The sequence below is a fragment of the Kushneria aurantia DSM 21353 genome, assembly GCF_000382245.1.
Classification (GTDB): Bacteria; Pseudomonadota; Gammaproteobacteria; order Pseudomonadales; family Halomonadaceae; genus Kushneria; species Kushneria aurantia.
The window spans coordinates 15,446-27,119 of record NZ_KB907863.1 but is presented as its reverse complement, the minus strand read 5'-3'; the positions used below and the strand labels follow the sequence as shown (position 1 = coordinate 27,119).

Sequence of the window (11,674 nt, the reverse complement as noted above, 5' to 3'; positions counted from 1 at the left end):
TTGAAGGCCTTCAAGGAGATCTCTCATGAGCAACCATTCGCCTTCTACCGACTCGGAGTTTGCAACCCGGGAGCAGGCTGACAGCCACGACCGCTGGTTCCGCGCCAGAGTGCAGGCGGCGCTGGAGAGCGACAAGCCGAGGTTGCCCCACGACGAAGCCATGGGACGTGTAGAGCGCCTGATCGCAGAGCGGCGGCGCCGACGTGCGGATTGAGTGGTCCGATGAGGCGCAGCTTGACCTTGTGGACATTCAAAGCTGGATCGAACAATCCAACCCGCGTGCAGCAGAGACACTGCGCGCAGCGATTGCCTCGGGTGTCGGGCGCCTTTCGCAAGCGCCCCATGCTTTTCCACAGGGTCGCGTGGTCGGCACCCGAGAGTACGTCGTTCACCCCAACTACATCCTGATCTATAGCATCGACGCCACAGTGGTCACGGTGCTGCGCCTTTTGCACGCTCGCCGGCAATATCCATGACGCCGCAACCGCTTTTTTCACGCCCGATCTCTTTTTTACTGTGGCGACGAACTCGACCATGACCGTCCGCCGGCCATCTTTCGCCGCAAGCCGTACGCTGATGGTTCAAGGCACCACTTCGGACGCCGGCAAGAGTGCCCTGGTGACGGCCCTGTGCCGCCTCATGGCGCGCCGCGGACTGCGGGTCGCGCCCTTCAAACCGCAGAACATGGCGCTCAACAGCGCGGTGACCGTCGACGGCGGCGAGATCGGCCGCGCCCAGGCCGTGCAGGCGCTGGCCGCCGGGGTCGAGGCGCAGGTCGACTTCAACCCGGTGCTGCTCAAGCCGGAGAGCGATCAGGGTTCGCAAGTGATCGTCGCCGGTCGCGTCATCGGTCGCATGCAGGCGGCGGAATACTACGCCCACAAGCCGAAACTTCTGGAAGCGGTGATTGCCGCCCACGACCGACTGGCGGCAACCTTTGAGCGGGTGATCGTCGAGGGTGCCGGCAGCGCCGCCGAGATCAACCTGCGCCGCCACGACCTGGCCAATATGGGCTTTGCCGAAGCGATCGACTGCCCGGTGGTGCTGATCGCCGATATCGACCGCGGCGGCGTCTTCGCCCAGCTGGTCGGCACCCTCGACGTTATCAGCGAAAGCGAGCGAGCACGGGTCGTGGGGCTGGTCATCAACCGCTTCCGCGGCGATATCGAACTGCTCAGGCCCGGGCTCGAGTGGCTGGAGGCGCGCACCGGCAAGCCGGTGCTGGGCGTGATCCCCTGGCTTGCCGAGCTGCATCTGGAGGCCGAGGACAGCCTGTCGATGGCCGGTGACAGCCTCGGCAAGGTAGACGCCCTCGAAGTTGCCGTGGTGCGGCTGCCGCACATCAGCAACCACACCGACTTCGACCCGCTGCGCCTGCACCCGGCGGTCAATCTGCGCTTCGTGCGCGCGCCCGCCGAACTGGAGCGCACCGACCTGATCATTCTGCCCGGCAGCAAAAGCGTGCGTGCTGACCTCGACTGGCTGCGTGCCACCGGCTGGGCGCCGGCACTGGCCCGCCACCTGCGCTACGGCGGCCGAGTGATGGGCGTTTGCGGCGGCTATCAGATGCTGGGAAGGCGCATTTGCGACCCGCAGGGTGTCGAGGGGGAAGTCGGCGAGAGTCCGGGACTGGGCTGGCTGGACCTTGCCACCACTCTGAAGGCCGACAAACAGCTTCATCGCGTGACCGGCCACTGTCTGCTCGGCGAGCGGCGGGCGGCGGTGAGCGGCTACGAGATTCACGTCGGCGAGAGCCGCGGTGCGGGGCTGGGCGCCAGCGTCTTTCAGCTCGACGACGGCCGCCGTGACGGCGCCCGCTCGTGCGACGACCAGATCCTGGGCAGCTACCTGCACGGCCTGTTCGACCACAGCGAAGCGCTGGCCGCCCTGCTCCAGTGGGCCGGACTGGAGACAGCGGCGCCTTTTGACTACGAAGCGCATCGGCTGGCCGAGATCGAGCGGCTGGCGGATCACGTCGAGGCGGCGATCGACTGGCAGCGCTGGCCGGATTACAGCTTGAACGTGCCGACATCAACGTCATGATGGTGACCAGCGATGATGTTGCCTCACGGCGTGGCCAGCGTTTTTTCCACCCAGGGCAGCTAGGCCGCAAGGTGCCGGCGATTGTTGTCCACCAGCGCAAAAAGTTCGTCGGCATGGGGGCGATCCAGCAGCTCGAGGCGCAGATCGTCGGCCACTTCCAGGGCAAACATCCCGGTCTCTCCTGTTCAGTCAGCGCTATCCGGCAGCAGAAAATTGCCCCGCCCGTCACCCAGCTGCGACGCCACTTCGGAGTCGTCCTTCAATTCGACACCGGAGAGTTCGCGCCGGCTGGCCTCGTCGAGCAGGTAGAGAATCAGCGTCGTCGCCGCCTCGAAGGACTGGCCGCGCGGACGGATATTGGAGACACAGTTGCGCTCGCTGTCGCGACGGCCGCTGCGCGGTTGCCAGGTGAAGTAGACACCGAGGCTGTCCGGCGAGCTGAGCCCCGGCCGCTCGCCGATCAGTACCACTCCCATGCGCGCGCCCAACGCCTCGCCGATGGGGTCGCCGATCGCTACCCGGCCCTGCTCGACCAGCGCCAGCGGGCCGATATGCCAGCCGCGCTCGCGGATCGGCGGGAGCAGTCGATCGAGCAGCGTGGCGGCATGCTCATGAATCGCCCGCGCCGACAGGCCGTCGACCACGCTGATCGACAGATCGCACTGTTCGACCTGCATTGCCGCCAGCTGCTCGCGGCTGTCGTCGCTCAGTAGCCGGCCCAGATCGGGGCGGCGCAGGTATTCGCCGCGATCCTGCGCCCGACTCTGCAGCCGCACCACCTGACTGAAGCGCTCATTGAGCGTCGCCATCATGGTTTCGCTGTCCAGCGGCAGATGCACCGCATCACGCGCTCTGGCGTGGGCCAGCTGAAATTCGAGATGGGGCGCGGTAGGCAGACTGCCGCCCGCCCGGCCCAAACCAATGCGGGCATCGGTGTGGCGCGAAAGCGTTCGCCAGGGGTTATCGATCACGCCGGGCACGCCGCTTGTGCGTTCGCTGTCAGTCATGAGGCGCTCCTTGCCAGCGCATGGGCAAAGGCCGGCGGCAGCTCACCTTCGATGGCGATGCGGCCGTGGTGGTCGGTAATGCCCATCTGCGCAAGCCAGGCCTCGAACTGCGGCGCCGCCTTCAGACCCAATACCTCGCGCACGTAGAGCGCATCGTGGAAAGAGGTGGTCTGGTAGTTGAGCATGATGTCGTCGGAGCCGGGAATACCCATTACATAGTTGCAGCCGGCGGCGCCCAGCAGGGTGAGCAGCACGTCCATATCGTCCTGGTCGGCCTCGGCGTGGTTGGTGTAGCAGACATCCACACCCATCGGCACGCCCAGCAGCTTGCCGCAGAAGTGGTCTTCCAGACCGGCGCGGATGATCTGTTTGCCGTCGAAGAGGTACTCCGGGCCGATAAAACCCACCACGGTGTTGACCAGCAGCGGCTCGAACTCCCGCGCCACGGCGTAGGCGCGCGCCTCCAGCGTCTGCTGATCGACGCCGTGGTGGCCGTTGGCGGAGAGCGCGCTGCCCTGACCGGTCTCGAAGTACATGACGTTCTGCCCCACCGTGCCGCGCCCCAGCGACTGTGCGGCGTCATGGCCTTCGCGCAGCACGGCGAGATCGATGCCGAAACCGCGGTTGGCCGACTCGGTGCCGGCGATCGACTGGAATACCAGATCGGTGGGTGCGCCGCGCTCGATCGCCTCGATGGCGGTAGTGACATGGGTCAGCACGCAGCTCTGGGCGGGAATGGCGTAGCGGCTGATGATATCGTCGAGCATCTTGAGAAGGGTCACCACCGTGCCGGTGTTGTCGGTGGCGGGGTTGATGCCGATCACGGCATCGCCGCTGGCGTAGAGCAGGCCGTCGAGAATGCTGGCGGCAATGCCGGTGGCACTGTCGGTGGGGTGGTTGGGCTGCAGCCGGGTGGAGAGACGCCCGGGGAGTCCGATGGTGTTACGAAAGGCGGTGACGACGCGACACTTGTGGCCCACCAGCACCAGATCCTGCAGCCGCATGATTTTGCTGACCGCCGCCACCATTTCAGGCGTCAGACCGGGGGCAAGTCGGCTCAGTTGCTCACTGCCCACGTCATGGCAGAGCAGATAGTTGCGAAACTCGCCCACCGTCATCCCCGCCACCGGCCGGAACGCCGCGGCGTCGTGGCGGTCGATAATCAGTCGGGTGACTTCGTCCTCTTCGTAGGGGATCAGCGGCTCCTCGAGAAAACGCGCCAGCGGCACCTCGGCAAGTGCCAGCTGCGCCGCGGCGCGCTCCTCGCCGCTGGCCGCAGCGATTTCCGCCAGCTCATCGCCGGAGCGCGCCGGTGTGGCGCAGGCCATCAGCTCACGCAGGCTCTCGAAGCGGTAGCGTCGACCACCGGTGTCGTAGTACCAGCAACTCATGCGTCCACCTCCCGCCAATAGCGTTATTGTGGTTACGGTGTGTTGTGATGCCTGCCCACCTCGACCGGGAGGCTATCTTTCAGCATAAACAAGCAGCGCACGGGGTAAAGCGGCAAAATCGATCCGCACCTGATCCGCGTTGCGGTTTATCCTTGTAAGGGGGCGGCGCCCTGCTGTCGTACTGCTGGAGAGAAAGGAATGACCCTGACCATTTTGCTGATCGTCGTGACCTGTGCGGTCTCGATTCCCGCTTTCAGTAACCGTCGCCTGCTGGAGGCGCTGCTGTTCTGGCCACCGGCGATCGGACGCGGACAGCTCTACCGCTTCGTGACCCACGGCTTCGTGCACGCCGACGGCCGGCACCTGCTGTTCAACATGGTTACGCTATTCTTCTTCGGCCGCGCCATCGAGTCCTTTTTTGTGTCGATGATCGGCGCAATCGGCTTTGTCGCCTTCTACCTGGGCGGCATTGTGGTGGCGATCCTGCCCAGCTACCTCGCTCACCGCAGTGACAACCGTTACCGCAGCCTTGGCGCTTCGGGGGCGGTCTCGGCGGTGCTGTTTGCCTTCATTCTGGCCGCCCCCTGGTCAACGCTCTATGTGTTCGTCGTACCGGTGCCGGCGATTGTCTTCGCACTGCTCTACACCGCCTGGTCGATCTACGCCGGACGCCGCGGCGGTGACGGCGTCAACCACAGCGCCCACCTGTGGGGCGGTGCCTATGGCGTGGCGTTCATGCTGTGGATGGCGCCGCAACTGGGGCCGCGCTTTATGGAGCAACTGCTGTCGCCCTGAGGCCGTCGCTGCATTGCGTCCGCACCGGAAGAACCGAGACAGACCAGGCACATAAAAAAGCGGGGCGTCGCTGACGACACCCCGCTTTTAACATCAATGCTCAGCGATCAGCTACCGGCACTCGATGCCGCGGCGCTACCCGCTGCAGCACCGGCAAGGCAGCTCTGCAGCCGCTCGGTCAATGCCTCCAGGCCCTGATGTACCTGCATGGGTGCCGCTTCGCTCCAGGCACCGATCGGCTCGAAACGCGGCGCCTGACCCTCGGCGGCCACGCCACGCTCGCCGAGCTGATCGAAGTAGTAGTAATTGCCCTCGGCCAGCGTCTGCAATTCCAGACGGTAGGCGATATCGCGCCCCTGCCAGCTAGTGGCCCCGGTTAGCGCGCTGCGCTCGCTGCGATCATCAGTGACCGTGGTGTTAAAGGATAGATCGCTCTTTTGTACCGGCGTCATCAGTTCACCACGCTCGACCTGCACCGGCTGCGGCTCGAGCGTGGACTGCAGACAGCGCTGGCGCTGCGCATCGTTCACGTCGGTGGCAGGCCGGTTAAAGGCGACGGCGCCCATCATGACCCCATCGCTGCCCTGAACGGTATGCACCTCACCGCTCGAGGATGCCTCGTTGTCGATAACGTAGTGCGAGGGCCCGCAGCCCGCCAGTAACAGCAGCGTCGCGGCACCCATCCATGTTCGCTTGCTCATCTTTTCAATCCGCCCCTGTTAACGCTTTCGTCAGTGGCATTCAGTGTAGCCAGGGCGTGGCGCCCGGGCACAATTCCGGCAGGCTGCCCGGGCACACAAAAACGGCGAGCTTTTGGCTCGCCGTTTTTCTGCCCGGGCGCATTGTCATCCTGACAAGGGCTATCGTCCCTGATAGCAACACCCTTTTTTTACTGCACCGACAAGTATTCAGCTTGCCAGCGATATACCCATGCTGCGTGCCAGCTGCTGCGTCTGAAAACAGGCGTGCACCAGTGGTGAGTGCTGATTGTCCTGCGAAGCAGCTCCCCAGGTAGTGATGAATTCGCCGCAATCCCTGCAGCAGACTTCATCCCAGTCCATGGGAACTTCTACAACGTCAAGACTATCGCTACCGCAGCGGTGACAGGTCAGTTCCGGCATGTGAACACTCCTTGTTCGTGAGGCGATTCCCTCCATGGTGCCGAACAGGAGATATCGCTCCTTCGACCTCTCCTGTACAGCATGTGTACAGAATCCACGATTCCCTGACAGCGGTCAATAGCGAAAGCGCTCCGAAATGCAAAATTTTCTGGACGTGATTTATACAGACACAGCAGCACAGGCTTTATTCACTCTGATAATCGGTGTCTGCGCCATGATCGCCTGCAGATGGGCTGGCGATTTGCCCGGCGTATCGGCGAAGATAGGCACCCGATACATCAAGCGAGCGGATAGACAGGGATGGATGTGACCTCAATCTTGCAGGAGTATCGCCACTGGCAGCGCTTCTCGCGACAGGAGAAGCTGGATGGCGAGCATCGCGCGGCGGTGCAGAAGCTGGCCAAGTCCGGCGCCATGGCAAGCCGTATGACAGCCTCTTACAAAAGCATGGCTGAACGTGCTGCCAGCGAAGGTGCCTGTTACCGTACACTGTTCAACCGCCGCGTCGACGAAGAGAACAGCCTGGCCTGCGAAGGCTGGCTGTTCGTTCGGCGTGTACTGGGCGAAGGCGGTACGACAAAAGTGCGCGCTACCATGTTGGAGACCTTCACTCTCGAACACGGCGCCATTGCACCGGGAAGCCGCCCTGCGGTGCCGGTAACGCTGGAAATTTTCGACGAGCTACTGGTGCAGAGCACTATGCAGCTCGGTTGCCGGGTGGATCGCCACGATGACGATGGCGACACCCGCTTCATCACTTTTGTGGATATGGTTCGCGGCGATCTCAAGCCTCATCTCTGAAACGCCATCGCGACGGACCGCGAGACAGGCACGACAGCGACCGATTCGTTATATCAGGAGACTTCTACGTCATGGATACTCAGCCCTCCCCCTGGACCCAGCTCCCGCTCAAGGAGATCGACAGCGCCACTCATATCGCGAGACCGGGGCTGCATACCACGGCCTCCTCGCTGAGCATGGAAAGCCCGGCGCTCGAACTGCTGACCGACTTTCTCGAAATCCGTGCCTGGACTGTCAACGCCAACGAAAGCGCCGACGTCGCCCTGCAGACCATGCGCCAGAATCGCATCCATATGCTGCTGGTCATCAACGGTCAGGGGAAATTCACCGGCGTGGTCAGCGCGCGCATTCTCTTTGGCGGTAACGCCATTACCCGTGCCATGCAGGATCGCCATATCGACCGCGAAGACGTCACCGTCGATATGCTCAAGCTGACTCGCGATGACGTGCACGCCGTCGATTATGCCCGCCTGGAGCGCGCCACGGTCGGCGATCTGGTACTGACCCTGCGCACTTCCGGCGATCGGCACGTGCTGGTGACCGACCATAACGAAGACGGCGAGCTGCGCATTCGGGGGGTCATTTCGGCCCGTGAAGTAAGTCACGCCCTGGGCATCGATCTGGATCATCCGCCCGAGGCGCACAGCTTCTCGGCGATCCGTTCTGTGGTACTCGGGCACGATCTGTAAACCGTCGCGTCCGACTCCGGGCCAGCAGGTAATCGAGACAGTGACGAGTGACCCTGACCACCGCCGGGTGTTGATCATCGCAACCGGCGGCACCATCGGTATGCGACCCGGCTTTGCAGGGCTGGCGCCCGCCGGTGACTTCGCCGCTCGTGCCGAGCACGCCCTGAACCAGCTGCCCGAAGCGCGCCGGCAGGTGCTGCCGGCACGGCGTTTCGTCGAGTACGACGATCCCATCGACTCCAGCAGCGCGCGCCCGGCGCAGTGGTATCGCATCGCTGGCGATATCCGACACCATCTCGAGCAGGATGCAAACCTCGACGGCGTAGTGGTGATTCATGGCACCGACACCCTGGCCTGGTGTGGCGCCAGTCTCGCATGGCAACTGTCGGCACTGCCCTGCCCGGTGGTTATGACCGGGGCCCAACGGCCGCTCGAAGCGCCCGGCAGCGACGGCCCGGACAACCTCGAGCAGGCCCTGATGGCCGCCGCACTGCCGCAGCTGCAAGGCGTTCTGGTGGCTTTTGGCGGTGAGCTGCTCGACGCTCGTTTTGCACGCAAGTGGCATACCGCCGATAACCTCGCCTTTGCCACGCCCAATGCCGAACCCCTTGGTGTATGGCGCACTCAATGGCAGCTCAAGGACGGCGGCCGATGCCGTCAGCCTCACCGCGCCCCGCTCGGGGCAGCCAGCCTCCCCTGCTCTCCGGCCGGCACGAAGGTGGTACGGCTGACACTGTGGCCCGGCATCGAGGCGTGGCAGGCCAGGGCGCTGCTACAAGGCGCCGACGGCGCCGTGCTGGAAGCATGGGGCAGCGGTAATCTACCGGAAGACGCCGCGCTGGCGCAGGCGCTGCGTGAGGCTATCGAGGCCGGTACGGCGATCGTGGTCATCAGTCAGTGCCCTCTTGGCGCTACTCACCTCGCCAACTACGCCACCGGCCGGGCACTGGCGGCTACCGGTGTGATCGACGGCAGCGACATGACGCCGGAAGCGGCCTTTACCCGACTACACTGGCTGCTGGCAAGTGGCTATCACGGTGACACGTTGCGGCAGAATTTCCACCCTTGATCAGCGCCCTCCACGATGGGGTTGCCGCAGTTTCTACCTTGACGATTCGCATTACGGAAGGCGTTGTTGCTATAGCGTATAGCAAGATAACGGTATAAAAAGTGAGCCGGCTGACAAATATCGCTTGCCGGGTTAAAATACCGCCTTCCCAATCGTCCGGACCGGATCCCGGGCGTCGATTTCCATCGGCAAAGAAATTCTCCGTCATGACCACCCAACAGTCTCAACGCGCCGTCGTGATCTATTCCGGCGGCATGGACTCCTACACCGTTTTACACCGCGCCCTGCGCGAGGGTTACGACGTGCACGCCCTCTCGTTCCACTACGGCCAGCGCCACAGCCGCGAGCTGGAGGTGGCCGAACGCGTCTGCCGCGAACTGGGCGTTGCCCATCAGTTGGTCGATATCCGCGCCATTCACGGCCTGATCGGCGCCTCGGCGCTGACCGATGCCAGCCAGCAGATGCCACGCGCCGATTACGCCGAAGAGAACATGAAAGCGACCGTGGTGCCCAACCGCAACATGATTCTGCTGTCGCTGGCGATAGGTCATGCGGTCAACCTGGCGTGCGGACTCTGCTACTACGGCGCCCACGGTGGCGATCACGCCATTTACCCCGACTGCCGACCCGAGTTCGTCGCGCGCATGAATGCGGTGGCGGCGATCGCCAACTACACCCCGGTGGAGATTCGTGCCCCTTATCTGCACGAGAGCAAGGCCACGATTCTTGCCGAAGGGCTGGCGATGGGGCTCGACTACGCCAACAGCTGGACCTGCTATCTGGGCGAGGCGCTGGCCTGCGGCGAGTGCGGCAGCTGCCGCGAGCGTCTCAAGGCATTCGCCGAGCAGGGCATCACCGACCCGCTGCCCTACCGTGCGTCCGGGGTGTAGCCGTGTACAGCGTCAAGGAAGCCTTCTACACCCTGCAGGGCGAAGGCGGTCAGGCCGGACGTGCGGCGGTGTTCTGCCGCTTCAGCGGCTGCAATCTGTGGTCCGGCCGTGAGCAGGACCGTGAGCGCAGCATCTGCCGCTTCTGCGATACCGATTTCGTCGGCACCGACGGCCGGAACGGCGGCCGCTTTCGCGGCGCCGAGTCGCTTGCCGCCCATATCGACGCCCTGTGGCCGGCCCAGGGTGGCAGTGCCACGCCGCTGGTGGTATTTACCGGCGGCGAGCCATTGCTGCAGCTGAATGTGGAGCTGATCGAAGCGCTTCATGCCCGGCGCTTCGAGATCGCGGTCGAAACCAACGGCACCATCGTCGCGCCCGCGGGGATCGACTGGCTTTGCGTCAGCCCCAAGGGGCGCGCACAACTCAAGCAGCGTTCGGGGCACGAGCTGAAACTGGTCTATCCGCAGATAGAGGCCGATCCGGCGCAGTTTCGCGACCTCGACTTTCAACACTTTTTTCTGCAACCCATGGACCTGGCGCCGCGCGGCGGCGAAGGCAACACCATGGCCGAAACGGTAGCCTACTGCATGGCGCATCCGCAGTGGCGGCTGTCGCTGCAGACCCACAAGATCGCAGGTATCGACTGATGATGCTGTTCGTCAAGGAACTCACCGCGCTGGATGTCTCGCTATGGTGCCCGCGCCGCGGACTGGTGGGGGCCAGCTATCACATCGACGTCGAGCTCGAGGGTGAGCTGGGCGAGGATGGTATGCTGTTCGATTTCGGCGAGGTCAAGCCGTGGATCAAGTCGCGCATTGACGACAGCCTCGATCACACCCTGCTGGTCCCCACCAAGGCGCCCGGTGTCGAGATCGAAGAGTGCCGCGAGGGGCTACGACTGCGTACCCGCTCCCCCTGGTCGCTGGAGATGCGCGCACCGCGTCAGGCCTATTCGCTGCTGCCCTGGGCGAACATCAGCATCGAGCGGCTGGAGACCTATCTTTCTCATGAGCTGTCCAGACGTCCGCCGCCGCGGGTAGCGCAGATCAGAGTGACACTGCGCGAAGAGGTCATCGAAGGAGCCGGCTATACCTACAGCCACGGCCTGCGCCGCCATCGTGGCAACTGCCAGCGTATCGCCCATGGCCACCGCTCGCGGCTGGCAATCCACCACAACGGCAAGCGCAGCCCGGTACTGGAACAGCGCTGGGCACAGCGACTGGACGATATCTATCTCGCCGATCGCGAAGATATTGTGCGTCAGCACAGCGAACGCTGCCGTATCGCCTACGACGCCCCTCAGGGCCACTTCGTGATCGAGCTGCCAGGCGAGCGGGTCGAGATACTGCCGAGCACCACTACGGTGGAGTGCATTGCCGACTGGATTGCCAGTGAGAGCGCCGCCCTGGTGGGCGGTCACGTGCAGGTGCAGGCCTTTGAAGGGATCGACAAGGGCGCCGTGGCAGCGGCGCGCAGCGCCTGAACATGGCGACTACCCTGATTGCTACCAGCACGGCCGCAGTCGATGGCTGCCGCCCCGGCTGCGGCGCCTGCTGCATTGCCCCCTCGATCAGTTCGCCGATTCCCGACATGCCGCACGGCAAGCCCGCCGGCGTGCGCTGCGTGCAGCTCGATGACGATAACCTCTGTCGTCTGTTCGGCGACCCGCGCCGCCCGGCGGTGTGCCGGCGCTTCGGTTTCGACCTGGAACTCTGCGGCAGCCATCGCGACGAGGCGCTGCGCAATATCGAGTGGCTCGAACGCGACAGCGCCTGACCCTTTGTTATGTCTCGCGTGACGCGTTGCCTTCGGCAACTTGCCCTGACGGGCCGCCCTACGGGCGTTCTCTACGCGTTGCTTCGAGTCTG

Annotated in this window: 15 protein-coding genes; 11 read left to right on the top strand and 4 right to left on the bottom strand. The window is 64.1% G+C overall.

Features of this window, described 5'->3' with window-relative positions:
• Positions 1–25: 25 nt before the first annotated feature.
• The 3 genes from relB (at position 26) to H146_RS0101745 (ending at position 2,043) form a co-directional block, all read left to right on the top strand.
• Positions 26–214 (top strand): type II toxin-antitoxin system RelB family antitoxin, encoded by a 189-nt coding sequence (relB, locus tag H146_RS0101750; protein ID WP_019950126.1) that lies wholly within the window; start codon positions 26–28, stop codon positions 212–214.
• Entirely contained in the window at positions 204–476 is a 273-nt protein-coding gene (locus tag H146_RS20515) for a type II toxin-antitoxin system RelE/ParE family toxin (RefSeq protein ID WP_083920754.1), read from the top strand. The genes relB and H146_RS20515 overlap by 11 nt, the downstream gene beginning before the upstream one ends.
• A gap of 100 nt (positions 477–576) precedes the next feature.
• Positions 577–2,043, top strand: a complete 1,467-nt coding sequence (locus H146_RS0101745; RefSeq protein WP_033195369.1) for a cobyric acid synthase — start codon at positions 577–579, stop codon at positions 2,041–2,043.
• Between the two features lie 185 nt (positions 2,044–2,228).
• On the opposite strand, the gene eutC is transcribed toward H146_RS0101745, so the two are convergent.
• Positions 2,229–3,050, bottom strand: coding sequence for an ethanolamine ammonia-lyase subunit EutC (gene eutC / locus H146_RS0101735; protein WP_019950123.1), 822 nt, complete (start codon positions 3,048–3,050; stop codon positions 2,229–2,231).
• Positions 3,047–4,441, bottom strand: a complete 1,395-nt coding sequence (locus tag H146_RS0101730) for an ethanolamine ammonia-lyase subunit EutB (RefSeq protein WP_019950122.1) — start codon at positions 4,439–4,441, stop codon at positions 3,047–3,049. Before H146_RS0101730 ends, eutC begins: the two co-directional genes overlap by 4 nt.
• A 198-nt stretch (positions 4,442–4,639) precedes the next feature.
• Here H146_RS0101730 and H146_RS0101725 point away from each other — a divergent pair, with 198 nt between their 5' ends.
• On the top strand, positions 4,640–5,236 hold the full coding sequence (locus tag H146_RS0101725; protein WP_019950121.1) for a rhomboid family intramembrane serine protease: 597 nt from the start codon (positions 4,640–4,642) through the stop codon (positions 5,234–5,236).
• 107 nt (positions 5,237–5,343) lie between these two features.
• Here H146_RS0101725 and H146_RS0101720 read toward each other — a convergent pair whose 3' ends face one another.
• Positions 5,344–5,937 (bottom strand): hypothetical protein, encoded by a 594-nt coding sequence (locus H146_RS0101720; RefSeq protein WP_156826653.1) that lies wholly within the window; start codon positions 5,935–5,937, stop codon positions 5,344–5,346.
• 207 nt (positions 5,938–6,144) lie between these two features.
• Entirely contained in the window at positions 6,145–6,357 is a 213-nt protein-coding gene (locus tag H146_RS0101715) for a hypothetical protein (protein ID WP_019950119.1), read from the bottom strand.
• A gap of 300 nt (positions 6,358–6,657) precedes the next feature.
• On the opposite strand from H146_RS0101715, the gene H146_RS0101710 reads away from it, so the two are divergent.
• From H146_RS0101710 to H146_RS0101680, 7 genes are all read left to right on the top strand, one after another.
• Positions 6,658–7,158, top strand: a complete 501-nt coding sequence (locus H146_RS0101710) for a hypothetical protein (protein ID WP_019950118.1) — start codon at positions 6,658–6,660, stop codon at positions 7,156–7,158.
• Positions 7,159–7,229: 71 nt separating this feature from the next.
• A complete protein-coding gene (locus H146_RS0101705) occupies positions 7,230–7,847 on the top strand; it encodes a CBS domain-containing protein (RefSeq protein WP_019950117.1) in 618 nt (205 codons plus the stop codon).
• A gap of 40 nt (positions 7,848–7,887) precedes the next feature.
• Positions 7,888–8,916, top strand: a complete 1,029-nt coding sequence (locus H146_RS18140) for an asparaginase (RefSeq protein ID WP_156826652.1) — start codon at positions 7,888–7,890, stop codon at positions 8,914–8,916.
• 206 nt (positions 8,917–9,122) lie between these two features.
• Positions 9,123–9,806 (top strand): 7-cyano-7-deazaguanine synthase QueC, encoded by a 684-nt coding sequence (gene queC, locus H146_RS0101695; RefSeq protein WP_019950115.1) that lies wholly within the window; start codon positions 9,123–9,125, stop codon positions 9,804–9,806.
• A gap of 2 nt (positions 9,807–9,808) precedes the next feature.
• On the top strand, positions 9,809–10,453 hold the full coding sequence (gene queE, locus H146_RS0101690) for a 7-carboxy-7-deazaguanine synthase (RefSeq protein WP_019950114.1): 645 nt from the start codon (positions 9,809–9,811) through the stop codon (positions 10,451–10,453).
• Positions 10,453–11,289 carry a 6-pyruvoyl trahydropterin synthase family protein gene (locus tag H146_RS0101685; protein WP_019950113.1) on the top strand — a complete coding sequence of 279 codons (837 nt, stop codon included), beginning with the start codon at positions 10,453–10,455 and terminating at the stop codon, positions 11,287–11,289. Before queE ends, H146_RS0101685 begins: the two co-directional genes overlap by 1 nt.
• A gap of 2 nt (positions 11,290–11,291) precedes the next feature.
• Positions 11,292–11,582 carry a YkgJ family cysteine cluster protein gene (locus H146_RS0101680; RefSeq protein WP_019950112.1) on the top strand — a complete coding sequence of 97 codons (291 nt, stop codon included), beginning with the start codon at positions 11,292–11,294 and terminating at the stop codon, positions 11,580–11,582.
• Positions 11,583–11,674: the final 92 nt, after the last annotated feature.

What these genes read in the sequence shown, in the direction of transcription:
- eutC (WP_019950123.1), bottom strand. Translation starts at nt 3,050, where the DNA reads ATGACTGACAGCGAACGCACAAGCGGCGTGCCCGGCGTGATCGATAAC.
- H146_RS0101730 (WP_019950122.1), bottom strand. Translation starts at nt 4,441, where the DNA reads ATGAGTTGCTGGTACTACGACACCGGTGGTCGACGCTACCGCTTCGAG.
- H146_RS0101705 (WP_019950117.1), top strand. Translation starts at nt 7,230, where the DNA reads ATGGATACTCAGCCCTCCCCCTGGACCCAGCTCCCGCTCAAGGAGATC.
- H146_RS0101680 (WP_019950112.1), top strand. Translation starts at nt 11,292, where the DNA reads ATGGCGACTACCCTGATTGCTACCAGCACGGCCGCAGTCGATGGCTGC.
- queC (WP_019950115.1), top strand. Translation starts at nt 9,123, where the DNA reads ATGACCACCCAACAGTCTCAACGCGCCGTCGTGATCTATTCCGGCGGC.
- H146_RS0101715 (WP_019950119.1), bottom strand. Translation starts at nt 6,357, where the DNA reads ATGCCGGAACTGACCTGTCACCGCTGCGGTAGCGATAGTCTTGACGTT.
- relB (WP_019950126.1), top strand. Translation starts at nt 26, where the DNA reads ATGAGCAACCATTCGCCTTCTACCGACTCGGAGTTTGCAACCCGGGAG.
- H146_RS0101725 (WP_019950121.1), top strand. Translation starts at nt 4,640, where the DNA reads ATGACCCTGACCATTTTGCTGATCGTCGTGACCTGTGCGGTCTCGATT.
- H146_RS0101710 (WP_019950118.1), top strand. Translation starts at nt 6,658, where the DNA reads ATGGATGTGACCTCAATCTTGCAGGAGTATCGCCACTGGCAGCGCTTC.
- H146_RS0101745 (WP_033195369.1), top strand. Translation starts at nt 577, where the DNA reads ATGGTTCAAGGCACCACTTCGGACGCCGGCAAGAGTGCCCTGGTGACG.
- H146_RS0101720 (WP_156826653.1), bottom strand. Translation starts at nt 5,937, where the DNA reads ATGAGCAAGCGAACATGGATGGGTGCCGCGACGCTGCTGTTACTGGCG.
- H146_RS0101685 (WP_019950113.1), top strand. Translation starts at nt 10,453, where the DNA reads ATGATGCTGTTCGTCAAGGAACTCACCGCGCTGGATGTCTCGCTATGG.